The organism is Coxiella endosymbiont of Amblyomma americanum (genome assembly GCF_000815025.1).
In the GTDB taxonomy this organism is placed as follows: Bacteria; Pseudomonadota; Gammaproteobacteria; order Coxiellales; family Coxiellaceae; genus Coxiella.
On the sequence record NZ_CP007541.1, the window covers coordinates 456,384 to 482,651 of the forward strand.

Here is a 26,268-nt window from a genome sequence, read left to right on the forward strand (position 1 = left end):
ATGTTGATAATAAAAAATTTGTATGTAATGGCAAATGGTCACGAAGTTCTTCGAGGGGTGAATTTATCTATCCATGCTGGCGAAGTACATGCTGTTATGGGTCCTAATGGTTCTGGTAAAAGCACTCTGGCGTCTGTATTAGCGGGTCGGGAAAATTGTTCTGTTACTGCGGGTGAAGTAACGTATTTTAATCGAAATTTACTAGAGCTATCTCCTGAGGAGCGAGCAGCATGTGGTCTGTTTTTAGCATTTCAATATCCTATAGAGATTCCTGGTGTAAATAATCTTTATTTTTTGAAGACGGCTGTTAATAGCATTCGTAAGACACGTGGAGAACAAGAATTAGATTCGATGGATATCATGACATTAGTCGAAGAAAAATTGATTTTAGTTGGTATGGACGATAAGTTCTTAAAAAGATCGGTTAATGAAGGATTTTCTGGGGGTGAAAAAAAACGCAATGAAATTTTACAAATGTTAATGCTTGAGCCCTCTCTTGCTATTTTAGATGAAGTTGACTCTGGTCTAGATATAGATGCCTTACAAGTAGTGGCTATGGGAATTAATAGTTTTCGTAATTCTAAAAGAATTATTTTATTAATTACTCACTATCAGCGTCTTTTGAATTATATAAAACCTGATTTTATACATGTCTTGATTGATGGACGTATTGTAGTATCAGGAGACTCGTCATTAGCTTGTAAACTTGAAGAAAAAGGATATAGTTGGCTATGACAGTGCTTGATGCGGGTTGGTCCGAAGCTAGATTAAGGGGATTACAAGATAAGAATAATTGTTTCTTACAAGAATGGCGGCATAAGCAGTTAAAAAAGTTTTTACTGATGGGTTTTCCAGATCGAAAAATAGAAAATTGGAAATATACAGATGTTACTCAAATTGCATCTCAGACTTTTTCATTTGACAGAATAGCTGATGATATCGGTTTTAATATAGAGGATTTTATTATAGAGGGTACTCATCGCATGGTGTTTATTAATGGGTATTTTGTACCAGCTCTATCGACTTTGACAAAGTTAATACCCAAAGTTCAATTGGCATCATTGAAAGCAATATTAAAAGAAAAGAGAGGGAAAATACGGATCACAGATAATCTAAGTTCTCAGACTGCTTTTTCATTGCTGAATGGTAGTCTTTTCCGAGATGGTATGTTTCTCTACGTACCAAAGAATTTTCAGCTTGAAGAACCTATTCATCTTCTTTACTTAATGAAACCAAATTTTCCTTTATCAATGACCCAAACTCGTCATTTAATTTTCTTAGATGAGAATGCTAACGCTTCTTTTATAGAAGAGTATCGTGGAGTTTCTTCCACAATGACTTATTTTAACAACATTGTGACTCAAATCAAAGTTGGAGATTCCGCTAATTTGGTACTTTATAAACTGCAAGAAGAAAACAGCTTTTCTTTTCATATTGCGAATACTCAAATTAATCAGGCACAAAACAGCCAAGTGACTGCTTGCCATTTTTTATTAGGGGGAGCACTTGGGCGAGAAGATTTACACTGCGCATTGAAAGGTCATGGAGCTTCATGTCGACTGTTGGGACTGTATCATCCACAAAACACACAGCATATTGATAGCCACACCTGCGTTGATCATAGAGTTTCTGAATGCGAAAGTCAACAGCTTTATAAAGGAATTATTGGTGATGACTCTAAGGCTGTTTTTAATGGAAAAATTTTTGTGCATAAAGGAGCTAGCAAAACGATAGCTCGTCAAACTAATAAAAATTTAATATTTTCAGATAAAGCTGAGGTAAATGTTAAACCCGAGATTGAAATTTATAATGATGATGTAGTATGTACTCATGGTGCCACGATAGGTCATTTAAATGACGACACACTATTTTATTTATGTAGTCGTGGTATCGATCGAATTGCAGCCAAACATTTACTGACTTGCGCATTTTCTAGTGAAATTGTAGAAAAATTACCTCATAGAATTATTACAGAGCACCTTTATGCAAGGTTTACGAAGAAACTTGGCGTTATGTTGTCTGGAGCGTTATCATGATTAGTACACTTAACTCTTTGCGAGACGATTTCCCTATTTTAAAGGAGAAGATTTTAGGGAAACCACTTGTGTATTTAGACTCCGGAGCGACAACTCAAAAGCCGCAGGCAGTAATTAGTGCTATCAGTCATTATTATCATCATGATAATGCTAATGTACATCGAGGAATTTATACCATCAGTGAACGGGCGACGGTTGCTTATGAGAGCGCTCGTAGGAAGGTTAAGATGTTTATAAATGCCGCTCATTTGCACGAGATTATTTTTACCCACGGAACTACAGAATCAATTAATTTGATTGCCACGAGTTTTGGAAAATTGCAAATACAACAAGGTGATGAAATTGTAATTTCAGAAATGGAGCATCACTCTAATATTGTACCTTGGCAATTATTATGCGAGAGAGTGGGAGCAAAGTTGAAAATAATTCCAGTAAATGACGATGGAACCCTGAATTTATATGAATACCAAGGCTTGTTAACAGAGCGCACTAAAATTGTGGGAATAATCCATGCTTCTAATGTATTAGGAACAATCAACGCGGTAAAAAAGATAATTTGCTTGGCGCACCAAAAAAATATTCCGGTTTTGTTAGATGGTGCACAAGCAATTGCTCATATGGTAATAGACGTGCAAGATTTAGATTGTGATTTTTATGTTTTTTCTGGACACAAGTTATATGGCCCTACAGGAATTGGTGTCCTTTATGGGAAGAGGAAATGGTTAGAAAAAATGCCTCCTTATCAAGGAGGTGGAAATATGATTCGCCAGGTCACTTTTGAAAAAACCGAATATAGTCCATTACCTCATAAATTTGAAGCAGGTACGCCTAATATAGCTGGTGTTATTGGACTCGGAGCAGCTATTGATTATCTTTCGGAAATTGGTTTTGAAAGAATTGACACTTATGAACAAGCTTTATTAGATTATGCAACAAAAAAATTATGGAGAATTCACGGATTGAAAATTATAGGTGACGCACAAAAAAAAATTGGCATTATTTCTTTTGTCATAGAAAAAATTCATCCTCATGACATTGCTACTATTTTGGACAATGAAGGGATTGCTATTCGATCAGGTCATCATTGTGCTATGCCGTTAATGGAGCGATTTAAATTACCTGCAACGGCTCGTATTACATTAGCCCTGTACAATACGTTCAATGATATTGATCGATTAACTGATGGTTTAACAAAGGTCAACCAAATATTTAAAAATGCTGTATTTTAAGAGATTAAAGTGGGTAATTTATCTGATTTATATCAAGAAATAGTGATTGATTATAGTCGGAAACCTCGAAATTTTGGACGACTAACAAATCCAACGTACATGCATGATGGCTATAATCCATTATGTGGAGATCAACTAACTGTATATTTGCGAGAGGAAGACGGAATAATAAAAGAAACGGCTTTTGAAGGCAAAGGATGCGCAATATCTATTGCATCGGCTTCGTTAATGATGGAGGCCTTAAAAGGAAAAACTATTGTACAAAGCAAGACTTTATTTGCTCAGTTTTGTGATTTAGCAACAGGAAAAAGTGTAAGTATGGAAAAATTAGGGAAATTAGCCGCCTTATCAGGTATTTCTGCATTTCCTTCTCGGGTGAAATGCGCCACATTATGTTGGCATACTATGTTTGCTGCCTTACGTGATTAAGTTATACCACCTTACTCGTGCAAGAATTATTATATAAATGGTGAATGATAAAGTAAAAATTATAGACTTAACAGATGCAGCTTGTAAGCATCTTCGGTCATTGATAGAAATACATGCAGGATATGCACAATTTCGATTATCGGTAAAAAAGACAGGTTGTTCTGGATATATGTATCAGCCCGAGATTGTGCAAGCTCCTAAACAAGGAGATCTTCTTTTGAAGACAAATGGTCTAATGGTTCTCATTGATTCTCAATGTATACCTCTTGTTAAAGGTACTGTAATAGATTATATAAAAAAAGATTTTGGACAATATCAATTACGCTTTATTAATCCTAATGCAATTGGGTCTTGTGGTTGTGGAGAAAGTTTTCATTTAAAGAAAAATAAGAACAAAAATGAAGGTACCAATGATAATGAGAAATAAATATAAAAAAGAGGTTGTTGTATTAAATCGTGATGCAATGTCAATTTTGATACCATCCGGTGTATCTACTAAAATCCCTCAGGGAACTAAGGTAACTATCATGCAAAGTTTAGGAAATACATTTACGATAGCTTTTTCTGGAAATTTAGCTCGCATTAAGGCGGAAGATGCAGATGCTTTAGGAAAGTCTGTGGAGAATTCCATGGAATATGTGATGTCTAATGCTGCTATAAAAGATAAAGTGTGGGCTCAGCTTAGCACTGTATTCGATCCGGAAATTCCAGTTAATGTTGTGGAATTAGGATTAATATATACTTGCAATATTGAACAACTAGAAAATAACAATTTTTGTGTAATTATTGAAATGACCTTAACAGCGCCTGGATGTGGCATGGGTCCGGTATTGATAGAAGACGTTAAACAAAAAATTTTAGCTATACCTAAAGTAGATATCGCAAAAGTATCAATTGTCTTCGATCCACCTTGGAATCGAGAAATGATGTCTGATACCGCTAAATTAGAATTGGGGCTTTTTTATTAAAAATTAAAATCCTGTGGAGGGTTAATGTGAGTACATGACACGAAATAAGCATCGTTGGCCACAAGGATACAATAAAGATTTCTATGTTAGGTATGCAAAGCAAAAAGGTTATGTTTCGCGCGCAGCTTTTAAGCTCCTAGAGATTAACGAAAAGTATAAGCTTTTTAAACCCGGGATGTCTGTAGTTGATTTGGGAGCGGCGCCGGGAGGGTGGTTTCAGGTGGTTGAGAATCTTGTAGGACCTCATGGGTTTGTTGTTGCTGTAGATCTTACACCTATTAATCCAATACTAAAAGGTGAATTTATTCAAGGAGACTTGAATAAAACAACAACTTTTCGTCAGTTGAGTGCTTTAATATATAAAAAAGTCAGAGGTGGTCTGGTAAATTTTGTTATTTCTGACATGGCGCCAAATATTTCCGGTATAAAAGATAGTGACCAATCAAAAGCATTACGTTTGGCTGAATTGGCGTGGAATCGAGCTAGAATTTTTCTGAGAATAGGTGGAGGATTCTTAGTAAAACTTTTCCAAAGTCCTAATGTTAGCATTTTCTTAATAAATTTGCGTCCTTATTTTAGGCGTTCTAGGATTCTCAAACCACATGCTTCACATGCTAGATCGAGTGAGATTTATATACTTGCTACTGAATTTCTAGGCTATAATCAGAAAGTATACAATAAAGAGGGAATATCTTGAATGGTATCATTAAAAATTTACTGCTTTGGTTAGTAATCGCGATAGTTCTGATTACAGTCTTCAGCAATTTTGGTGTACGACAACTTGATGTACAGCCTTATAGCTATTCACAATTTGTTCAAGCGGTTAATAATGATAAAATCAGTAGGGTAGTGATTCAGAATCATGAAATTAAGGGTGTAACTAGAGATCACAAGTATTTTACTACCTACTTGCCTATAGAAGATAAAGATCTGATTAATCAATTGATTGTTAAAGGTGTGAACGTAAAAGGCGAACCACCAAAACAACAAAGCGTGCTATTGCATGTGCTTATTAGTTGGTTACCTTTCCTTGTTTTAATTTTTGTATGGATTTTGTTTATGCGTCAGATGCAAGGGGGGAGTCGTGGTGGTCCTATGTCTTTTGGACGCAGTAAAGCACGCCTGCTTAAAGATCAAATAAAGATAACTTTTGATGATGTAGCTGGTGTAGAAGAAGCAAAAGAAGAAGTTAAAGAGTTAGTCGATTTTCTGCGCGATCCGGATAAATTTCAGCGCTTAGGTGGGAAAATGCCATGTGGTGTCTTACTCATTGGATCTCCAGGAACAGGTAAGACCCTTTTGGCTAAAGCTGTAGCCGGAGAAGCAAAGGTTCCGTTCTTTACAATATCTGGTTCTGATTTTGTAGAAATGTTTGTAGGCGTAGGTGCCTCTCGTGTGCGAGATATGTTCGATCAAGCAAAGAAGCAAGCGCCTTGTATTATTTTCATTGATGAAATTGACGCTGTAGGTCGTCATCGTGGCGCAGGTTTGGGAGGTGGACACGATGAACGAGAACAAACTTTGAATCAGCTTTTGGTAGAGATGGATGGTTTTGAAGGAAAAGAAGGTATTATCGTAATGGCTGCGACCAATCGACCCGATGTACTTGATCCAGCTTTATTACGTCCTGGTCGTTTTGATAGACAGGTGGTCGTACCATTGCCTGATATTAAAGGTCGTGAACGTATTCTTCAGGTTCACATGAGTAAATTGCCTTTAGCATCTGATGTTAAGGCTTCTGTCATTGCTCGAGGTACCCCAGGATTTTCTGGAGCGGATTTAGCTAATGTTGTCAATGAAGCCGCCTTATTTGCAGCACGTGAAAATAAGAAAAATGTTGGAATTTCAGAGTTTGAAAGTGCAAAAGATAAAATTATGATGGGGGCTGAACGGCGATCAATGGTGATGAGTGATGAAGAGAAAAGATTAACGGCTTACCACGAATCTGGTCATGCTATTGTAGGGTTGCATATGTCTGAACATGATCCAGTGTATAAAGTTACAATTATTCCAAGAGGTCGTGCCTTAGGAATAACAATGTTCCTACCGGAAAAAGACCGTTATAGTGTAAGTAGACACTTTTTAGAATGCCAATTGGCTGGACTATTCGGTGGACGAATTGCCGAAGAATTAATTTTTGGGGCAGAAAGAGTGACTATAGGTGCATCTAATGATATTGAAAAAGCGACTGATATTGCTCGTAACATGGTAACAAAGTGGGGATTGTCATTCAAGTTAGGACCTGTAACTTACCGAGAGGAAGAAGGCGAAGTGTTTCTAGGACGTTCTGTCACTCAGCACAAAGATATTTCTGAAGCGACTAGTAAGGAAATTGACTTGGAGGTACGATGTATCATTAATGCAGCTTATAATACAGCAAAGAAAACTTTGGAACAACATATAGATCAGTTGCATCTTATGGCTAGAGCATTAATTAAGTATGAAACTATTAATGAAGCACAAATTAAAGAAATTTTGATTGGTAAAGAACCTTCTCCACCACCAGAATGGAAAGAGGATAATGAGGTTGTTCCTTTAATGTCAGTAAGAAAAGATTCTTCATCTACCTAAAATAAGATCGTAGTGTTTTCAGAAAATCTCGTTTTTTATAAAGAGAGGTGTAATTATTATAAAAACAGAAAAGATATAACAAGTATTCTTTTAAAGGAGATTTCTATGAAAAATATAAAATTTTGTCTATATTTGAGAGGAAACAGAAAAATTGTCTTCTCTAAGCCTGCCATTATGGGAATTATAAATGTTTCTCCTAATTCTTTTTATAATCCTTATGTTGATTTAAGTTCTACTTTTTATACAGCGGAAAAGATGGTGCATGATGGAGTAGATATATTAGATGTGGGTGGAGAAGCTACTAATCCTTTAGTGAATATTAGTACCGATTCACCTTCTTTACAGGTAGAGCTTGATCGCTTGATACCGGCTATCGAAGGAATAAAGAAACGATTTGACATTTTAATTTCTGTTGATACTAGTCGTCCTCAAGTTATGAAAGCAGCAATTAATGTTGGAGCGGATATCATTAATGACCAACGCGCTTTACAAAATGCGGGTGCGTTAGAAACAGTCAAAGAGTTAAACAGTCCTGTTTGTCTAATGCATTTTGGTTCCGAATCAAAACGATTGGATTCGAGTACATGTACCTTTTTTTTGACAACTGTAAAAAAGGATTTACAAGCTATCGTAGAGCGCTGTGAAAATCATGGGATTTCACGAAACCAGATGATTATTGATCTTGGCTTTGGGCAAGGCCATTACGGAAAAAGTTTAAAAGAAAACTTTTATTTACTTAATCATCTATCCGAGTTTTTGTCTTTTGGATTACCTATATTATCAGGGTGGTCTCGTAAATCAATGATTGGTGACGTTTTGTTAACTCAGTCGCCTAAAGATCGGTTGTTTGGGAGCATCGCTGCTGATGTATTAGCTGTTTATCAAGGAGCTTCTATTATTCGTACGCACGACGTTAAAGCTAGTCGAGAAGCAGTGTACGTCGCTGATTACGCTCGAAGATTAATGTAGATTGTATTTAGGAAGAATATGGAGGAAGAAAGCATGCAAAAAAAATATTTTGGGACTGATGGAATTCGAGGAAAAGTGGGAAAATCACTGATTAATCCTGAATTTATGTTAAAGCTTGGTTGGGCAATAGGAAAAATATTAGCAAATAATTGTCGTACAGCAACTGTTTTGATTGGAAAAGATACACGCATTTCAGGTTATATGATTGAATCAGCTCTACAAGCTGGATTGTCTGCAGCTGGAGTTAATGTTAAACTAACCGGTCCAATTCCTACTCCTGCTATTGCGTATTTAACTCATTCAGTTCGTGCTGATGCAGGCATCGTGATTAGTGCTTCACACAATAGCTATCCTGACAATGGAGTGAAATTTTTTAATAGGGAAGGGTTTAAACTATCTAATGCATTAGAATTGGCTATTGAGGAGAATATTGATAAGCCAATGCGCACCGTATCAATTGATCGTTTAGGGAAAACAATGAGAATGCATGAGGCTTATGGTCGATATATTGAATTTTGTAAAAGCACTTTTCCTTCTAATTTATCTTTAAAACAATTAAAAATTGTAATCGATTGTGCTAACGGTGCTGTCTATTCTGTTGCCCCTATTATTTTTCATGAATTGGGTTCCGATGTGATTGCCATCGGTAATGAACCAAATGGATTTAATATTAATCACGGATATGGCACCACTAATACTCAAAAGCTCCAGAAGAGCGTTCTTACATATAAAGCCGATGTTGGTATAGCTTTCGATGGCGATGGAGACCGTTTAATCATGATAGACAATTATGGTTCTAGAGTAGACGGAGATGAATTACTGTGCATTATGGCCATTAATCGTTTTTATTTGAAAGAGCATTGTCCGTTGGGAGTAGTTGGCACTGTAATGAGTAATTTAGGATTAGAACAAGCATTAAAGCGACACAGTATTGCTTTTGAACGATCGCCAGTAGGTGATCGTTGTGTTTTAGAGTTAATACGACAAAAGGGTTGGTTATTAGGCGGTGAATCTTCTGGTCACATTGTCGATCTTAATTTTACTACCACGGGAGATGGTATTATTACTGCTTTACAAATATTAAGAATTATGCAGCAGACAAACAGTTCTCTATCAGAGCTTAAGAAAGTAATGACTAAATATCCACAAGCGTTAATTAATATTCCTATTAACAATGATATACCGAATACAAAATACTTAATTATTAGAAAGGCGATAATAGAAGAAGCAAAAAAAAGACTAAGCGGCAGAGGTCGAGTATTGGTGCGCCCTTCGGGAACAGAACCTGTCATGCGAGTAATGGTAGAAGGATATGATAAAGACATTATAAAAAAAACTGTTGATATATTAGCAATAACAGTAGAAAAAACGTTTTGTATAAAATTGAATGAAATGCATATCTTGTATTCTTAGAAATCCTGCTTTGTTATTTTGCAATAATAAAAGCAGGACCCCATGCGTTCTGTGCTTCTTTGTCTCTATTAGTTGCTGTTAAGATGGAATTTTGTTATTGCTCGCGACAAATTTTTAAGAAGTAGATAAACTGCCAAACTTTTAAAGGAAAGCTATTGCATGAGAATTAACGAGGAAGCTCTAACTTTTGACGATGTTTTATTATTACCTGACTATTCAGAAATCTTGCCTAGAGATGTTTTACTTACCACTAATCTAACTCGTAACATAACTCTTAATGTTCCTCTTTTATCTGCTGCCATGGATACTGTGACTGAGGCGCGATTAGCTATTGCGTTAGCTGAAGCTGGGGGTATGGGAATTTTGCATAAAAATATGAGTCCAGAACGTCAAGCAAATGAAGTGCGAAAAGTAAAAAAATTTGAAAGTGTTGTTGTATTTGATCCCGTTATTGTTTCTCCGGATAGTACCATTAGAGAACTTAAAGAAATTTCTAGTGAGTACAATATTTCGGGACTTCCTGTTGTAAAGGATAAACAACTCGTTGGGATTATAACCAATCGCGATATCCGTTTCGAATTAGACATGGAACAGAAAGTTGCTAGTTTAATGACCCCGAAAGAACGCCTTATTACCATTAAAGAAAATGCCACAAGAGAAGAAATTATTAATCTCTTTCGACGACATAGTGTGGAAAAACTACTTGTTGTTAATGGAAGTTTTGAATTGTGTGGGTTAATTACAGTAAAAGATATTCTTCGTTCGGAGAAGAATCCTAATTCTTGTAAAACTGTTTCTGGACAATTACGAGTTGGTGCGGCTATTAATACGGGAGATAAAGATCCTGACCGAATACCTGCTTTAGTATCAGAGGGTGTAGACATTCTAGTAGTAGATACTGCACATGGTCATTCGAAACAAGTTATTGATCGAGTAAAATGGATTAAACAGCATTATCCAGACGTACCTGTAATTGCCGGGAATATAGCTACCGCTGCAGCAGCAAGGGCATTGGCTAATTCTGGGGCTGATGCAATTAAAGTAGGTATTGGACCCGGTTCTATTTGTATTACCCGCATTATAGCAGGCATAGGGGTGCCACAGATTACCGCAATTGCACAGGTAGCTTCTGAATTAAAAAACGATGACATTTCTATTATCGCAGATGGTGGGGTTCGATTCTCTGGAGATATTTGTAAAGCTATTGCAGCTGGCGCACATGCCGTGATGATTGGTGGATTGTTTGCTGGTACGGAAGAGGCACCCGGTGAAGAAGTTTTATATCAAGGTCGTTCCTACAAGTCTTATCGTGGTATGGGATCTACTGGAGCTATGTTTGGAACTTATAGCTCATCTGATCGGTACTTTCAGGAATCACAAAAGAGTCAAGCAAAATATGTACCAGAAGGTATTGAAGGGCGTGTTCCTTACAAAGGTCCTTTACGAGGAGTGGTACATCAACTAATTGGTGGTCTACGTTCTGGTATGGGTTATACTGGGTGTAAAACAATTATGGAGATGCGAACAAAAACTCGATTTGTCCGGATAACAAGTGCAGGAATTCAAGAGAGTCATGTTCATGATGTGACTATAACGAGAGAATCACCTAACTATTCACTGGAAAAGTAAATGAAGCATTAGAGAAGAGTGTAAGGATTTAAATGCTTTTTATTTCTGTTTACCTTTAATTATAAGCATGAAAAAGAATATTTCCAAAGATATTTATCGACATCAAAATCAAATTTTGATTCTTGATTTTGGTTCACAGTATGCACAGTTGATTGCCAGAAGAATACGTGAGATTGGAGCGTATTGCGAATTAATGTCTTGTAAAGTTGACGAGCATATTATTCGTAATTTTACTCCTTGCGGTATTATTCTCTCTGGAGGTCCTGAAACAGTTACTTTAAATCATGCATTGCGTGCTCCTTCTATTGTTTTTAAAATTGGTTGTCCAATATTGGGGATTTGCTATGGTATGCAAACAATGGTTTATCAATTGGGTGGAAAAGTTGCGCCTGCCAAGGCTGAGTTTGGGCATAAGGAATTGCGGATACTAAAGTCTATACTACCGTTTAAAAACATCGGTGATCGTACTTCTACAGATGGTATTCCTTTGTTGGACGTTTGGATGAGTCATAGTGATTCTGTTACAGAATTGCCAAAAGGATTTGAAATAATTGCTAGCACTGATCGTTCTCCTTATGCAGCAATAGCTGATTGCAATCGACAATTCTTCGGTGTGCAGTTCCATCCTGAAGTTACTCATACGTCTCAAGGAGACAATATCTTAACGCAGTTTGTTAAAGATATTTGTCAATGTTCAGTAATATGGACAACAAAGAATATTATTGCAGATAGTATTTATAATATTCGTAATAGAATTCATCAGAAAGAAAGAGTTATTGTAGGATTATCTGGTGGTGTAGATTCTTCTGTAACAGCAGCTATTATACATAAAGCCATTGGTGATCGATTAATATGTATTTTTATAGACACTGGTCTACTTCGTTTGCACGAACTAGACGAGGTTTTATATGTTTTCAAGCAATTAGGTATAAAAGTTATTTGCATTAATGCCAAAGAACGTTTTATAAATGCTCTAAAAGGTGTTTCGGAACCAGAAGACAAACGTAAAATTTTGGGTGAACAATTTATTCGGGTTTTTGAAACAGAAGCTAAAAGATTAAATGTTAAGTGGTTAGGTCAAGGAACAATTTACTCAGATGTTATTGAATCCGCAAAGACAAACACTGGGAAAAAGGATCATCCTATTAAAACACATCATAATGTTGGAGGATTACCACTTCGAATGGATTTGCAGCTTATTGAACCGTTACGTGAATTATTTAAAGATGAAGTTTGTAAGTTGGGGTTAGAGTTGAATTTACCTCATAATATAGTGTATCGACATCCTTTTCCTGGACCTGGTCTGGCTATTCGTATTTTAGGAGAAATTAAACATAAATATATTAATATACTACAGCGTGCCGATGCGATTTTTATTGAAGAATTAAAAAAACACTGTCATTATTTTTCAGTAAATCAGGCTTTTGTCGTTTTTATGCCAATCAAATCGGTTGGTGTTAAAGGGGATACTCGTCATTATGGTTACGTAGTAGCGTTACGAGTTGTAAAGACTACAGATTTTATGACGGCACAATGGGTAGAATTGCCTTATGCTTTTTTAGTAGAAGTTAGTCAAAGGATTGTAAATGAAATCAAAGAAATCTCACGCGTGCTTTATGATATTACTAATAAACCCCCTGCAACAATTGAATGGGAATAACAAAATAAAATAACAAAGATTTTATTTATTATTTTACTTTGACAGAAATAACTGAAATTATTTTTATTTTTCGCTGTAGAGTAACGAGTTTCTTATGTTTCGTAAAAAAATATATAGATTGCATTTGTAATGTAATTTTTGCTATTCGTAAATAAAATCAGTATTTTTAAACGAGACAGAGTATAATGGAAAGCACAATATTCTTGATCCGTGTTCTTTATTATACTGTCCGATGGTTAATAATAAATTAAGGCTATAAATAATATGAAATAAAGTATTTAACTTCATAAAGAATTATGAAAAAAAAATTGGCTATTTCAGTAATTTGTGGTGGTCGTTCTGCTGAACACGAAATTTCCATCCAATCGGCTAGAAACGTAGTAATAGCTTTGAACCTTGATAGATATGAAGTTTCTGTAATATTTATTGATCGCAATGGTAAATGGTATCTTATTGATAATACTGCAAGTTTTTTAACTCAAATGCCTCAGCATTTAATCTATACTCAAAAAATTACACCTATTACCGTTGCATTAGGAATGCACATGCAACCATGGCAATCACTTAATGAAGAGAGGAATCTCTATAGAGTTGATTGTGTGTTTCCTATGATTCATGGTACTCAAGGAGAGGATGGTGTTCTGCAAGGTCTTTTAGAATTATTACGTCTACCTTATGTAGGTGCTGATGTTCAAAGTTCCGCTATCTGTATTAAAAAAGATATTGCGAAAAGTCTATTACGAGCAGCGGGAATAGCAGTAGCCGATTGGTATACAATATGGTCATTTAATCGATTAGAAGGGATATATAAAAATCTTGTTTATCAGTGGAAAACTACTGAACTGTTTATGAAAGCTGTGAGTTTAGGGTCTTCTGTGGCTACTGCTTTCATTAGAAATGCGAAAGAATTTCAAAAAGGAGCTGAGAATATTTTTTATTACGATAATCGACTAATTGTTGAGCCTCGAATATATGGACGAGAAATTGCATGTGCTGTACTAGGTAACAATAAAAATCCAAAAGCTGCTTTACTAAGTGAAGCAATACCCACAAGAAATAGTTTTTATTCTTATGAAGAAAAATATATAAACCATGATAAGAAAATAACTGCTACTACAAAAATTGTTGATGATCTTTCGCAAGAAAAAATTCGTAAGATTCAGAGAGTAGCTATAGATGCTTTTAAAGTCGTCCACTGTTTTGGAATGGCAAGAGTGGATTTTTTTCTAACGTCTAAGGAACAAATTATAGTAAATGAAATAAATACAATCCCAGGATTCACTAGTGTGAGCATGTATCCAAAAATGTGGGAAGCAACAGGTTTATCTTATTCTGCGCTTTTAGATCGTTTAATTGAATTGGCAATAGAGCGTTATCAAGATCAGAAAAAATTGATTTATCATTATAACTTCAAAAGTAATAATAAGATACGTAATTAAATATGCTTCTAAATATAGATTGTTATAGTATCAGACGATGTAACTGTTCTTCTGGAGTTTATTTGAGATGGAAGTATTGATGATATGCATCCTTTTATTCATTTAAAAGTTCATACTGAATATTCAATCGGCAATAGTGTGATACGTGTAGATCAGCTTTTACGACGCGTTGTCGAATTAAAAATGCCAGCTGTAGCTTTAACAGATGAAGTTAATCTTTTCGCGCTTATTAAATTTTATCGTGGAGCTATAAGCAAAGGAATAAAACCCATTATTGGAGCCGAATTAAAAGTAATAGAAAAGAAGGAGATATTTTATTTATCAGTTCTCTGTCAAAACCAAGTTGGTTTTCATCACTTAATACAACTGTTATCTCGAGCTTATGTTAATAAGACATATCAACATGAACAAGCCTGTGTTCAATGGAAATGGTTAATTGCATTAAAAGAAGGATTAATTATTTTATCAGGAGGACAACAAGGTGATGTTGGACAGGCATTGTTACAGAATCGAAATTCTTTAGCAAAGAAACGATTATTACAGTGGATAGAGCATTTCCCTGATCGATTTTACCTAGAATTACATCGTACTCATCGAGATCGAGAAGAGGAATATACTTATTCAGCCATTAAATTAGCTCTAACTTATAACATTCCCGTTGTGTCGACTAATGATGTGCGTTTCTTATATCAAGAAGATTTTGAGGCATATGACACGCGAGTGTGTATTCAAAAAAGGTGTTTATTAAATGATTCTAATAGAATTTGTAATTATAGCGATCAACAGTATTTAAAGAGTACTGAAGAAATGCAGGAGTTGTTTTCTGATATTCCTGAGGCACTGGAGAATACTATGGAAATTGCTAAACGCTGTAATGTACAAATTTCTCTAAATAAAGTTTTTGTGCCCAAATTCCCTGTTCCTGTTTTTCAAACTGAAGAAGGTGTTTTTTGTGCACAATCGAAAAAAGGATTGGCACAACGCATTGATCAATCCAGAATAAATAGAGAATACATGGAACGATTAGAAATAGAAATAGATGTTATTACAAAAATGGGACTTGCTGGTTATTTTTTAATCGTTGCTGATTTTGTTGCATGGGCGAAAAAAAACAAAATACCTGTAGGACCTGGGCGCGGTTCGGGAGCAGGATCTTTAGTAGCGTATGCGTTAGGTATTACAGAGCTGGATCCTTTAGAACATGAATTACTATTTGAACGATTTTTGAATTTAGAACGCGTTTCAATGCCAGATTTCGATGTTGATTTTTGTATGGAGAAACGAGATCTTGTTATTGATTACGTAATGAAACGCTATGGTTATGACGCTGTAGCACAAATTATTACTTATGGAACTATGGCTGCGCGTGCAGTGCTGCGTGATGTAGGTCGTGTATTGGGATTGCCTTATGGGTATATTGATAAAATTGCAAAGCTTGTACCTTTTGAACTTGGTATGACATTGAAAAAAGCTTTAAGGCAAGAGAAGATTTTAGAAAAACGCTATACAGAAGACGATGAAGTTAAAAATCTCATTGATCTTGCAATGAAATTAGAAGGACTTGTCCGTAATACAGGAAAACATGCGGGTGGAGTGGTAATTTCACCGACCAAATTAACAGATTTTGTTCCACTCTATGCAGAACCTAATAGTAATCATGTAGTTACTCAATTTGATAAAGACGATATAGAAGTAGTTGGACTTGTCAAATTTGATTTTTTAGGATTGCGTACTTTGACAATTATTAAATGGGCAGTGCAAAGTATAAATATAAGAAGAAAAAGTAAAAAAGAACCTGCATTGGACATTAGTTCTATTTCGTTAGAGGATAAAACAACTTATGATCTTTTAAAGAGTTGTGCAACTACTGCGATATTTCAACTAGAGTCACGAGGTATGAAGGAGTTGATCCGTCGTCTACAGCCGGATAATTTTTCTGATATCATGGCACTAGTTGCTTTATTTCGCCCAGGCCCTTTGCAATCTGGAATGGTAGACACATTTATTTCTTGTAAGCATGGCGAGCGGAACGTTCAATATCTCCATCCTGATTTAAAACCAATTCTGCAATTAACTTACGGAGTTATTCTCTATCAAGAGCAAGTGATGCAAATTGCCCAAGTATTATCAGGCTATTCATTAGGAGCCGCCGATGTTTTACGTCATGCGATGGGGAAAAAAAAGCCAAAAGAAATGGCCAAACAACGAGAAATTTTTATAAAAGGCTCTATATCTCGTGGAATCAACGCTAATTTGGCAAATCAATTGTTTAATTTAATGGAAAAATTTTCAGGCTATGGTTTTAATAAATCGCATTCAGCAGCCTATGCTTTAATTACTTATCAAACGGCTTGGCTAAAGGCTCATTATCCTGCTGAGTTTATGGCTGCAGTTTTATCCTCAGATATGGATAACACGGATAAAATTATTAATTTAATTAAAGAGTGTCGAGATATGGACTTAACGTTGTTATCGCCTTCTATTAATCATGGAAAATATTTTTTTATAGTCAATATTCATGGCCAAATTGAATATGGTTTAGGTGCAATTAAAGGAGTTGGTGAATCTGCTATTTCACATATTGCCTCTTGTCGGGAAACGACAGGAGAATTTAAGGGACTTTTTGACTTGTGCTATCGAGTGGATTTAAAAAAAATTGGTCGACGTGTATTAGAACCTTTGATTAAATCAGGTGCTATGGATACTTTTGGAGTTTCTCGTGCGTCCCTAGTAAGATCTCTAAGCAAAGCACTACGGTTGGCTGAGCAAAAAAATCATAATATCCTATTAGGACAAAGCGATTTGTTTGACAATGAATTGGATACAAAATCCTGTGATAATTATGAAAAAGTTCCAGAGTGGAATGACAACGAGCGATTGCGAATGGAAAAGGAAACTCTTGGATTCTATATAAGCGGACATCCATTACAAGCTTATGAAAAGGAGATAAAAACGATAGGAGCTATCCCAGTCAATCGGTTAGTTACTTATTCTTTAAAAAAGAATTTTGCGGTAATAGTTGGTATGGTATTAGAAATACGTAATTTAATAACGCGTAGCGGTGGTCGGATGGCAATCCTTATTTTTGAAGATCAGACTGGAACGATAGAAGTGACTGTATTTAGTAATCTTTATAAAGAGATAAAAAATGAAGTTTTAGAGAAAAATACCATTCTAGTGGTACGCGGAATAGTAAAAAAGGACAATTTCTCAGGTAGATTGAAAATTATAGCGCACTTCATTTGCACTTTAGATGAAGTGAGAACACGAGCTAAACGAATATTGATTCGACTCACTACAGAAGAAGAAATTAATCAGCTGTTAATAAGTTTTCCTACTGCAATTGATAAACACCCGAAAGGTTCGTGCTTAATTCTTTTTATTTATCAAGGAAAAACAGTATCGACTGAATCATTATTTGGAAGAACTTGGCATGTCAAACCTAGCACAGAGCTGCTCAATCACCTTAATCAGTTATATGGAAAAGGAAAAATTGAATTAGAATACTAAAGCAGATTGGATTAAATTTTTGTTTTTTAATATACATATCTTTATCAAAAAAACATGAATGATTCACTTACTTTTGTACATTTGAGTTCTAACACATGCACGATGAGTTCCAAAAGGAAGCTCGTTTTTTACATAAAAAGATTTCTTATAAGACTTAAGCTTATTTCACACGACTTGGCATCTTCTTGAAAAATCGAAACGTCTCATTTTTAAAACTTAGTTGGTAGAATTTATCATTTTATAATGAAAGCTTTTTGTAGTAGATTAACCATTTTGATTAGGAGATTATCAAGAGAGCGACTCATTACAAGTTTTAAAACTGCACTAGCTTGTTTGATGGGAATCTTTGTTGGGAAGATATTTCATATAGCCATACCACAGTGGATTTTGATTACTATTGTAGTGGTTATGGCTACGAGTATTAGAATTGGTGGCACAATCATCAAATCATACTTTAGATTATTAGGCACAATTATAGGTGCACTTTTAGCGGCTCTAGCTCTTTTTTTCATAGGAAATCATGCCGATGTAATTCATCTTCTATTGATTTTTCTGATAGGAGTTTTTGCTTATTTAGCTTCCAGTCCAACGGATATCGCTCAATTTGGTTTGCTGGGTGCCACAACTATGGTAATGATACTGGATGTACAGGCACCCACATTAAAAACGGCTGTTGATCGAACCTCGGAGATTTTTTTAGGGGTTTTAATTGCTATCATTGTCAGTCGTTTTGTTTTTCCTCAACATGCTAAAAAACTTCTTCGTGCCAGTATTACGCACGCCTTACAGAAATTTCGTGTACTTTTTGAGTTCTTTATTAGTAAGGAATTAACTCCAGATGCTGTAAAAGAGCAAGAAAAAATTGAAAACCACATGATTAATGATATTTTAAAACAAAGTACTTTATTACAGGAAGCCATAAACGAAGATCCGAGAGTAAAAAAGAAACGCCTCATTTATCAATCTATTTTTTTACTTGAAAGAAAATTACTTAGAAGTATTTATATGCTTCGACAGACTATTCTGTCTGATTCTATACAAACTCAAGATTTCGTAAAAAAAAAGGAACTTGTCGAACTGCTGAATCATAGAATATTATATTTATTTGATCTCTTGCATTCTCTATCATCACAACAAACATCTATTCACTCCTTTCCGCCAAGGCAAGAAATTTATAATGTAATTAATAAAGTAATACGATTTCTCTTTCAATCTACAGAAAAGGCTTGTCAAATTGTGCATATTTATGCTTTTGAATTTTGTTTAGAACATTTAGTTGCAGTATTATATAGGCTAGAGAAATGGCTCCGTAAGCTTGATTCTAGAGAGAATTTGAGTTAAGAAAGAGTCCAAAATGAGGCAATCCCACTATACCGAGGGAGGGACTCGAACCCTCACAGTGTTTTATCACTACCGGATTTTGAGTCCGGTGCGTCTACCAATTTCGCCACCTCGGCCTTAGTTCAAAAGGCAAATCTTCTTGCTGATAAGATAATAACCTAATTTTTTAGCTCTTGATTAAATTTAAGAGTTCTGTGCGAGCACGATCATCTTTACAAAACGCACCAAGCATTAAGAAAGTTATCATTTCAGGGTTTTGTTTTTTTACTCCTCGCATCATCATACAAAGGTGTTTTGCTTCAATGATAACTCCAACTCCTTTTGCATCGGTAACCTCAGCGATAGATTCTGCGATTTGTTTTGTGAGATTTTCTTGAACTTGAAAACGTCTGGAGTACATATCTACAATACGAGAAATTTTTGATATTCCGATAATCTTTCCATTTGGTAAGTAAGCCACATGGCACTTGCCGATAAATGGCAGAAGGTGATGCTCGCATAGCGAATAAAGTTCAATACTTCTAACAATAATTATCTCGTTTATATCGGACTGGAAAATAGCATTTTTGACAATTTTGCACAATTTATCTTGATAACCGGATGTAAGATATTCTAAAGTTTTCTGAAAACGACGCGGAGTTTCTTTTAATCCCTCTCGCAAAATATTTTCTCCTAGATGCACCAGGATCGCTTCAATATGTTTCTCAATGGCACTGCTCATTTCTCTAATTTCCGGTGTTTTATGTTAAAATTAATAAATGGAGATCTGCTGTTATTTGAAAATATCAACCCGGAGGCCATTTCATACGTCGACCTCCAAGTAAATGAAGATGGATATGGTATATCGCTTGCCCCCCTCCCCGATTGCAATTAAGAACGAGTCGATAACCAAAGTTCGCAATGTCGTTATCCTTAGCTAATTGAGATGCTGTCATTATCATTTGTCCCAAAAGTTGTCTATCTGTATAAGATATATCATTAATTGTAGCTATGTGTCGACGAGGAATGATAAGAATATGTACAGGGGATTGTGGTGTGATATCATGAAACGCTACTACTTGATCGTCTTCATAAATTAATTTACCGAGTTTTCCCTTAGAAATTCTACAGAAAATACACTTCATATTCCGTTTACTTTTCTATGTGAAAACATAGCAGAAGGGGCAGCACTGCTTCGCAATTCAACGGTCTTTAAAACGAGTAATAGCGGTATTAATAGGATAAAGACAATGAAAATAATTCTAAAACCGTCTAAAAAACCAAGTAGACTTGCTTGTTGTTGTATAATTAAACCGAGACGTTTTATGCCTAAAGGACTTAAGAAAGGTAATTGATGCGAATTCATCCATTGATAAAAACTAGGATTATAGATAGTAATATAACTTGACAAGGTATTCCAATTAATTTGCGTGACCCGAGTAACAAGAGTACTTATAAGAGAGATACCTATAGAGGTTCCTAGCATTCGTGAATAACTGTATAAACCAGCACCTTCTGTAATATCCCCTTTAGACAATGTAGCTAAAGAATAAGTAGTCAATGGTATCATTAATAATCCCATACCAAAACCAAGAATAGCGTTACTTGATAAAAACTCTTGTATTGGCGAGTTTAAATTAATATGTGTAAATCGAAGTACACCGTAAGCACAAAATAACATACCCGCCATCAGGATGAGTTTAATATTAATATTTTTCATTAGCTGTGGTACAAATATTATAGCGATTACGCTGGCAATTCCTAACGGTGCCATGATCCATCCTGCAGTTAAAGCCGAATAATAGAATAAACGTTCTAATAAAATAGGTTCTAAAGTAATAAAACTAAATAATGCGCCAGAAAATAGAGATAAAACAAGACATGAAATCCTAAAATTATAATCTTTAAAGATCTTTAACTTAATCACAGGAGTAGAATAAGTAAGACTGCGTATGATAAAACAAATTATGCAAAAAAAAGCTACTGAGCAGAAAAATAACATTATACCGGAATTTAACCAGTCATTTTCGTTGCCTTTATCAAGAAAAATTTGTAAAGTAGAACTTCCAATAACCATCAATCCTAGTCCTAGCCAATCAATACGTTGATAATAGCAACGTTCTGTTTCTGGAATTACAAACAGTGTTAATATTAATCCCAATAGGCACACTGGAAGGTTAATATAGAAAATCCATCTCCAATTCGCGTGTTCTGTAATAAAACCTCCTACAGTAGGGCCAAATATAGGTGCGGCCATAACTCCAATACCCCAAATAGCCATCGCTTTACCTTGTTCTTCTAAAGGAAAAGTCGCTCGCAAAATTGATTGAGATAGTGGAATAAGAGATGCTCCAAATAATCCTTGAAAAACTCGAAAAATCACGATCTCTAAAAGGGATCGAGAAGTTCCGCATAAAATAGATGTGATCATAAAACCTGTGATATTTATTAAAAGTAATTGTTTTTGTCCAATACGACTACTAAAAAATCCCGTTAAAGGCAACATAATAGCTGAAGAAATTATATATGAAGTTAATATCCAAGTAATCTGATTTTGATTTGCTCCAAGTGAAGGCATCATATGTGGCAAGGCAACATTAACAATAGTAGAGTCTAAAACCTCTAATATCGCAACCATCATAATGGTAACAACAGTAATCCACCTTTTTGCATAGGCATCATTTTTATTTAGTAGATTATTAGTAGCCTTCATGATTTTGGAGATGATTGCGTATCAATAGTAACTGTACTACTTGCGCCTAGGCGAAAAGGAAAATTTAGATGTCGCCCTGTAATAATAACTTTTACTGGAAATCTTTGAGTCACTTTGACCCAGTTGCCACTAGTGTTTTCAGGCGGTAGTAGTGAAAAGCTCGTTTCACTGCCCGCACTAATGCTTTCAACATAACCGAGAAAAATATGGTTTGGATACATGTCGATTCTAATGGTGGCTGATTGTCCTGGGCGAATTTTTTCGATTTGTGTTTCTTTAAAATTAGCTATAGTCCACCAGATATTATCTTCAATTAGGGAAAATAGGGACTGATAAGCATTGACGTTACTACCTCGGTGTATGTTAAAATTGACTATAAATCCATCGGATGGCGCTATTACATGAGTATAGGATAAATTGAGTTGTGATTTTTTTAAAAGAGCTTTGGCTAATTGTAGTTGAGGACTTTCATTACCAATTTGATTGCGTTTCTCAACTAGTGCTTGTAATTGATTTTTTGCCGCAGCCAGTGCACTTCTAGCAATATCTAGTTTTTTCATAACAAGATCACTATCTACACAGGGAATAAATTGTCTTTTTGACAAAATTAACATGCGTTGAAAAACGGCGTAAGCGTGAACAAGTTCAGATTTTTTTTCTAATACTACGATTTTTGCTAGCTTTATCTTTGTATCCATAATTTTAATTTTCTGCATAACATCTTTAAGTTGTGCGCTTGCTTTAATAAAATCAATAGTAAATGGAGTGGAATCAATATCAAAAAGGGGTTGTCCTTTTTTGACATGTTGATAATTGTGAACATACACCTTAGTAATTGCGCCATTAACTTGAGGAGAAATATTAATTACGTTTGTCTGTATATATGCATCATCTGTGTTAGGATAGCGTTTTTCGTGTTTCCAGTAAAGATAACCAACAACAGTTAACGTGGTAATAACTAAAAGAGCCAAGATAATTTTAATAATTCTGTTCATAAAACTTTAATTTTTGAATATTTTAACACAAGAGGATGATTGTGATAAGTGAGAAGTTTTTTAGTTAAAAGTGAAACCACAGACAACAAATTAATAAATTATGAACTAAACGACATTAAGAAATGAAGTATTTGCAAATGATGGGTATTGATGTATGGCGTTTTCGTACACGGCGTCATAGCTACGGATATTATCGTTATGACTTACTGGATCATCAAGACTGCCAAGTGGGAATTTTATTAGCCGACGCGATATTGAAAAATGAAGCGGAGGCCCAGTTAGTAAAAAAAATTGCAGAAGCCACAAGAAAACGTATTAAAGGCGGGTTTCAATCTGGACGTTTACAATCTGATGAATTTGGGAAATGTATTATTTTTTTGGGTACCCAAGTTACTCATTTATTGAATTATCTCGGGCAAGTGAAGATAGTTAAGAGTTATGCTCCAGTAGAATTGTTGCAAGATACAACGTTGAAGATTCAAACGTGGAACGACTTGAAAACAGCTATACGATTAATGAATTTCTAAAAATATAATCGTTAGTAGCATTCTGAATACATTAAAAACTAATTCTAAATTTGGAGATTATAAATTCTCGATATTTATATATCGTGATGTTAATTTCTTTAATCGCTTTTGTGTTTTATCTAGTAAAATGCGTTCATTTTTCACAACTTCTTCAGGAGCTTTTTTTACATAATCTGAGTTGCTCAATTTTTCCATGGATTTTTTTTCTTCTTTTGTAAGCTTTGTAATTTCCTTTCTTAGTCTGGTAAGTTCAGACCCTTTATGAATTAATCCTGATAAAGGAATATGGATTTCAAGATTATCCACAACGTCGGCAACACTAACAGGTATCAATGTATCAGTATCAATCCATTGCCAGTTTCTAACTTTTCCTAATAATTTTATATACTGCTCCATTTCTTGTAAATTTTTTCTATCGTCCTCTTTTCCTTTGCTAAAAATGACTGTGGTAGCTTTAGAAGGAGAAATATTTATTTCAGCCCGCAAAACTCGAATAACGGTTATAATGTTTTTAAACCAATGAACTTTTTCGTTTACCTTATTGTCAAAGTAAGCTTCATTAAATTTAGGATAAGATACAATCATAATGCTGTTGATCTTTTTTTCTTCAAAGCAGTTTATCGTATGCCAAATTTCCTCTGTGATAAATGGTATCAGGGGATGTAAAAGTCGTAACAAAGTTTTTAACACTCTAAGAAGCGTGATTCTAGTACCGCGTTTCTGTGGGATAGTAATTTTTTCGTTGTGGAGAATACACTTAGCAAATTCTATATACCAGTCACAATACTCATTCCAAACAAACTCGTATAAAATTTTCGCAAGTAAATCAAAGCGATAGCGATTTAGAGCCTTTCTAACCTCTTTTATAATTTGTTGTAGAAAACTCATAATCCAGCGATCAAAAATGTTGTACATCAAAGGCTTTTTAGAATCAAGATCTTGCCCTTTTGTATGCATAATAACGAAACGAGCTGAATTCCAAATTTTATTACAAAAATTGCGATAACCTTTAATTCGATACATATCAAAAGTAATATTACGTCCAGTATTTGTCGCCAGTGTGCAAAAAGTGAATCGTAGAGCATCTGTTCCATAACTGGTGATACCTTGTGGAAACTCTTTACGTGTTAATTTTTCAATTTCTTTGGATTTATTCGGTTGCAACAAGGCGTGTGTTCTTTTTTGAATAAGATTTTCTAAAGAAATGCCATCAATAATATCAAGTGGATCAATAATATTGCCTTTAGATTTTGACATTTTTTTTCCTTGATTATCACAAATTAACCCGTGTACATAAACTTCTTGAAAGGGGACTTCCCCAGTGAATTTTAATCCCATCATTATCATACGAGCCACCCAAAAAAAAAGAATATCAAATCCGGTAACCAAGATTTGAGTGGGATAAAAATTTTTATAAACCTCTGTTTTTTTCGGCCAACCTAGCGTAGCAAATGGCCACAAGCTAGCAGAAAACCAAGTGTCAAGTACGTCTGTTTCTTGTTCTAATTGTATCATTGTTTCTAAATGATATTTTTTTCGAATCTCTTTTTTTGATAATCCGATATAGCAATTTTTCCTCTCATCATACCAAACAGGCAGGCGATGTCCCCACCATAATTGTCGGCTAATACACCAATCTTTAATATTAGTTAACCATTGTAAGTAAGTTTTTTCCCAAATATTTGGAATGAATTTTAATTTTCTCGATTTAATAACAGTCATAGCCGGTTCTGAAAGTGATTGCATTCTTAAAAACCATTGATCTGTCAATAATGGTTCAATAATAACTCCAGAGCGTTCGCCTTTAGGAACAAAAACGCGATACGGTTCAATTTTTTCGAGTAAATGGTTTTCTCTAAGAGCAGTTACTATCTTTTTTCGAGCGTCAAAACGATCAAGTCCCCGATAAGGTTGGGGTACATTTTCGTTCAATCGCCCTTCAGTGGTAAAAATGTTAATTAAAGGTAATTGGTGCCGCTGACCTATTTCATAATCGTTAAAATCGTGTGCGGGTGTAATTTTTACACTACCTGTTCCAAATTTATTATTTACAGAAATGTCTGAAATTATGGGGATAATACGATTAGTTAACGGTAGATGTACTGCTTTGCCAATGTATTTTTGATAGATCAAATTATCCGGATGAACAGCAATTGCCACATCACCAAGCAGCGTTTCAGGTCGAGTAGTAGCGACTATAAGATGTTCTCTAGCGTTTTCTGCTAAAGGATATCGAATATACCATAGAGAACTATTAACTGCTTCGGAGATTACTTCGAGGTCGGATACAGCTGTCTTTAAGACAGGGTCCCAATTAACCAGTCGTTTTCCTCGGTATATCAGTCCTTCATGATAAAGACGAACAAAGGCTTCGATAGTGGATCTAGACAAGCCTTCGTCCATACTAAAACGTTCTCGTGTCCAATCTATAGAGGTACCTAGTCGACGCATTTGACAAGTAATTTTTTTTCTAGAAAAATTACGCCATTTCCATACTTTATCGATGAAAGATTTTCTTCCTAAATCATGTCGGGTATATCCCTTTTTGGCGAGTTGTTGTTCCACTACTATTTGAGTAGCAATACCTGCGTGATCTGTTCCTCCTTGCCAAAGTACTTGATTACCTTGCATTCTGTGATAGCGAGCTAAAACATCCATAAGAGTTTGCTGAAAACTATGTCCCATGTGAAGAATGCCTGTTACATTAGGTGGGGGTAATATAATGCAATAAGGATTTCCTGAACCAGAAGGGCGATTTAATTGATGTTTTTCCCAGTAGTCTGCCCATTTTTTTTCAATAATTTTTGGATCGTAAGTTTTTTTCATACATACTAACAATTAAAGTTGATTTTAGTGACTA

General features: G+C 35.1%; 21 protein-coding genes and 1 tRNA gene. 16 read left to right on the forward strand and 6 right to left on the reverse strand.

Annotation, left to right across the window (positions count from 1 at the left end; all coding sequences use genetic code 11):
• The 15 genes from sufC to Z664_RS02210 all read left to right on the forward strand — a co-directional run bounded on the left by sufC (position 1) and on the right by Z664_RS02210 (position 19,194).
• Positions 1-735 carry a Fe-S cluster assembly ATPase SufC gene (sufC, locus tag Z664_RS02140; protein ID WP_039670032.1) on the forward strand — a complete coding sequence of 245 codons (735 nt, stop codon included), beginning with the start codon at positions 1-3 and terminating at the stop codon, positions 733-735.
• Positions 732-2,036, forward strand: coding sequence for a Fe-S cluster assembly protein SufD (sufD, locus tag Z664_RS02145; protein ID WP_039670033.1), 1,305 nt, complete (start codon positions 732-734; stop codon positions 2,034-2,036). The genes sufC and sufD overlap by 4 nt, the downstream gene beginning before the upstream one ends.
• Positions 2,033-3,265: a cysteine desulfurase gene (locus Z664_RS02150; protein WP_039670034.1), complete on the forward strand. Its 1,233-nt coding sequence runs from the start codon at positions 2,033-2,035 to the stop codon at positions 3,263-3,265. Before sufD ends, Z664_RS02150 begins: the two co-directional genes overlap by 4 nt.
• A 9-nt stretch (positions 3,266-3,274) precedes the next feature.
• Entirely contained in the window at positions 3,275-3,694 is a 420-nt protein-coding gene (gene sufU, locus Z664_RS02155; RefSeq protein WP_039670035.1) for a Fe-S cluster assembly sulfur transfer protein SufU, read from the forward strand.
• Positions 3,695-3,731: 37 nt separating this feature from the next.
• On the forward strand, positions 3,732-4,121 hold the full coding sequence (locus Z664_RS02160; RefSeq protein WP_052246344.1) for an iron-sulfur cluster assembly accessory protein: 390 nt from the start codon (positions 3,732-3,734) through the stop codon (positions 4,119-4,121).
• Positions 4,111-4,662, forward strand: coding sequence for a putative Fe-S cluster assembly protein SufT (gene sufT, locus Z664_RS02165; protein WP_039670249.1), 552 nt, complete (start codon positions 4,111-4,113; stop codon positions 4,660-4,662). The genes Z664_RS02160 and sufT overlap by 11 nt, the downstream gene beginning before the upstream one ends.
• Before the next feature lie 34 nt (positions 4,663-4,696).
• Entirely contained in the window at positions 4,697-5,359 is a 663-nt protein-coding gene (locus Z664_RS02170; RefSeq protein ID WP_039670036.1) for an RlmE family RNA methyltransferase, read from the forward strand.
• A complete protein-coding gene (gene ftsH / locus Z664_RS02175; RefSeq protein ID WP_052246345.1) occupies positions 5,356-7,233 on the forward strand; it encodes an ATP-dependent zinc metalloprotease FtsH in 1,878 nt (625 codons plus the stop codon). The genes Z664_RS02170 and ftsH overlap by 4 nt, the downstream gene beginning before the upstream one ends.
• A 105-nt stretch (positions 7,234-7,338) precedes the next feature.
• Positions 7,339-8,202: a dihydropteroate synthase gene (gene folP, locus Z664_RS02180; protein WP_039670037.1), complete on the forward strand. Its 864-nt coding sequence runs from the start codon at positions 7,339-7,341 to the stop codon at positions 8,200-8,202.
• 33 nt (positions 8,203-8,235) lie between these two features.
• A complete protein-coding gene (glmM, locus tag Z664_RS02185) occupies positions 8,236-9,615 on the forward strand; it encodes a phosphoglucosamine mutase (protein ID WP_039670251.1) in 1,380 nt (459 codons plus the stop codon).
• Between the two features lie 159 nt (positions 9,616-9,774).
• Complete coding sequence (gene guaB, locus Z664_RS02190; protein WP_039670038.1) at positions 9,775-11,244, forward strand: IMP dehydrogenase; 1,470 nt, start codon at positions 9,775-9,777, stop codon at positions 11,242-11,244.
• 79 nt (positions 11,245-11,323) lie between these two features.
• Positions 11,324-12,904 (forward strand): glutamine-hydrolyzing GMP synthase, encoded by a 1,581-nt coding sequence (gene guaA, locus Z664_RS02195; protein WP_148115171.1) that lies wholly within the window; start codon positions 11,324-11,326, stop codon positions 12,902-12,904.
• Between the two features lie 296 nt (positions 12,905-13,200).
• Positions 13,201-14,343: a D-alanine--D-alanine ligase family protein gene (locus tag Z664_RS02200; protein WP_039670040.1), complete on the forward strand. Its 1,143-nt coding sequence runs from the start codon at positions 13,201-13,203 to the stop codon at positions 14,341-14,343.
• An 84-nt stretch (positions 14,344-14,427) separates the two neighbouring features.
• Positions 14,428-17,853, forward strand: a complete 3,426-nt coding sequence (gene dnaE, locus Z664_RS02205; protein ID WP_039670041.1) for a DNA polymerase III subunit alpha — start codon at positions 14,428-14,430, stop codon at positions 17,851-17,853.
• 273 nt (positions 17,854-18,126) lie between these two features.
• Positions 18,127-19,194, forward strand: a complete 1,068-nt coding sequence (locus tag Z664_RS02210; RefSeq protein ID WP_245591070.1) for an FUSC family protein — start codon at positions 18,127-18,129, stop codon at positions 19,192-19,194.
• Positions 19,195-19,224: 30 nt separating this feature from the next.
• Here Z664_RS02210 and Z664_RS02215 read toward each other — a convergent pair.
• The 5 genes from Z664_RS02215 to Z664_RS02235 form a co-directional block, all read right to left on the reverse strand.
• Positions 19,225-19,310, reverse strand: a tRNA-Leu gene (locus Z664_RS02215).
• 50 nt (positions 19,311-19,360) lie between these two features.
• Positions 19,361-19,915 (reverse strand): GTP cyclohydrolase I FolE, encoded by a 555-nt coding sequence (gene folE, locus Z664_RS02220; protein WP_039670042.1) that lies wholly within the window; start codon positions 19,913-19,915, stop codon positions 19,361-19,363.
• A gap of 64 nt (positions 19,916-19,979) precedes the next feature.
• Entirely contained in the window at positions 19,980-20,318 is a 339-nt protein-coding gene (locus tag Z664_RS02225; protein WP_039670043.1) for a histidine triad nucleotide-binding protein, read from the reverse strand.
• Positions 20,315-21,886, reverse strand: a complete 1,572-nt coding sequence (locus Z664_RS02230; RefSeq protein WP_052246347.1) for a DHA2 family efflux MFS transporter permease subunit — start codon at positions 21,884-21,886, stop codon at positions 20,315-20,317. The genes Z664_RS02225 and Z664_RS02230 overlap by 4 nt, the downstream gene beginning before the upstream one ends.
• A complete protein-coding gene (locus tag Z664_RS02235) occupies positions 21,883-22,881 on the reverse strand; it encodes an HlyD family secretion protein (protein WP_039670044.1) in 999 nt (332 codons plus the stop codon). The genes Z664_RS02230 and Z664_RS02235 overlap by 4 nt, the downstream gene beginning before the upstream one ends.
• A gap of 122 nt (positions 22,882-23,003) precedes the next feature.
• Here Z664_RS02235 and Z664_RS02240 point away from each other — a divergent pair, with 122 nt between their 5' ends.
• Positions 23,004-23,408, forward strand: a complete 405-nt coding sequence (locus Z664_RS02240) for a hypothetical protein (RefSeq protein ID WP_039670045.1) — start codon at positions 23,004-23,006, stop codon at positions 23,406-23,408.
• Between the two features lie 57 nt (positions 23,409-23,465).
• Here the strand turns inward: Z664_RS02240 and Z664_RS02245 are convergent, their stop codons facing one another.
• Positions 23,466-26,234, reverse strand: coding sequence for a valine--tRNA ligase (locus Z664_RS02245; protein ID WP_039670046.1), 2,769 nt, complete (start codon positions 26,232-26,234; stop codon positions 23,466-23,468).
• Positions 26,235-26,268 lie beyond the last annotated feature (34 nt).

Excerpts from the sequence above, each read along its gene's own strand:
- sufC (WP_039670032.1), top strand. The coding sequence starts at position 1 with ATGTTGATAATAAAAAATTTGTATGTAATGGCAAATGGTCACGAAGTT.
- sufD (WP_039670033.1), top strand. The coding sequence starts at position 732 with ATGACAGTGCTTGATGCGGGTTGGTCCGAAGCTAGATTAAGGGGATTA.
- Z664_RS02150 (WP_039670034.1), top strand. The coding sequence starts at position 2,033 with ATGATTAGTACACTTAACTCTTTGCGAGACGATTTCCCTATTTTAAAG.
- Z664_RS02160 (WP_052246344.1), top strand. The coding sequence starts at position 3,732 with ATGGTGAATGATAAAGTAAAAATTATAGACTTAACAGATGCAGCTTGT.
- sufT (WP_039670249.1), top strand. The coding sequence starts at position 4,111 with ATGAGAAATAAATATAAAAAAGAGGTTGTTGTATTAAATCGTGATGCA.
- Z664_RS02170 (WP_039670036.1), top strand. The coding sequence starts at position 4,697 with ATGACACGAAATAAGCATCGTTGGCCACAAGGATACAATAAAGATTTC.
- folP (WP_039670037.1), top strand. The coding sequence starts at position 7,339 with ATGAAAAATATAAAATTTTGTCTATATTTGAGAGGAAACAGAAAAATT.
- glmM (WP_039670251.1), top strand. The coding sequence starts at position 8,236 with ATGCAAAAAAAATATTTTGGGACTGATGGAATTCGAGGAAAAGTGGGA.
- guaB (WP_039670038.1), top strand. The coding sequence starts at position 9,775 with ATGAGAATTAACGAGGAAGCTCTAACTTTTGACGATGTTTTATTATTA.
- Z664_RS02200 (WP_039670040.1), top strand. The coding sequence starts at position 13,201 with ATGAAAAAAAAATTGGCTATTTCAGTAATTTGTGGTGGTCGTTCTGCT.
- dnaE (WP_039670041.1), top strand. The coding sequence starts at position 14,428 with ATGCATCCTTTTATTCATTTAAAAGTTCATACTGAATATTCAATCGGC.
- folE (WP_039670042.1), bottom strand. The coding sequence starts at position 19,915 with ATGAGCAGTGCCATTGAGAAACATATTGAAGCGATCCTGGTGCATCTA.
- Z664_RS02225 (WP_039670043.1), bottom strand. The coding sequence starts at position 20,318 with ATGAAGTGTATTTTCTGTAGAATTTCTAAGGGAAAACTCGGTAAATTA.
- Z664_RS02230 (WP_052246347.1), bottom strand. The coding sequence starts at position 21,886 with ATGAAGGCTACTAATAATCTACTAAATAAAAATGATGCCTATGCAAAA.
- Z664_RS02235 (WP_039670044.1), bottom strand. The coding sequence starts at position 22,881 with ATGAACAGAATTATTAAAATTATCTTGGCTCTTTTAGTTATTACCACG.
- Z664_RS02240 (WP_039670045.1), top strand. The coding sequence starts at position 23,004 with ATGAAGTATTTGCAAATGATGGGTATTGATGTATGGCGTTTTCGTACA.
- Z664_RS02245 (WP_039670046.1), bottom strand. The coding sequence starts at position 26,234 with ATGAAAAAAACTTACGATCCAAAAATTATTGAAAAAAAATGGGCAGAC.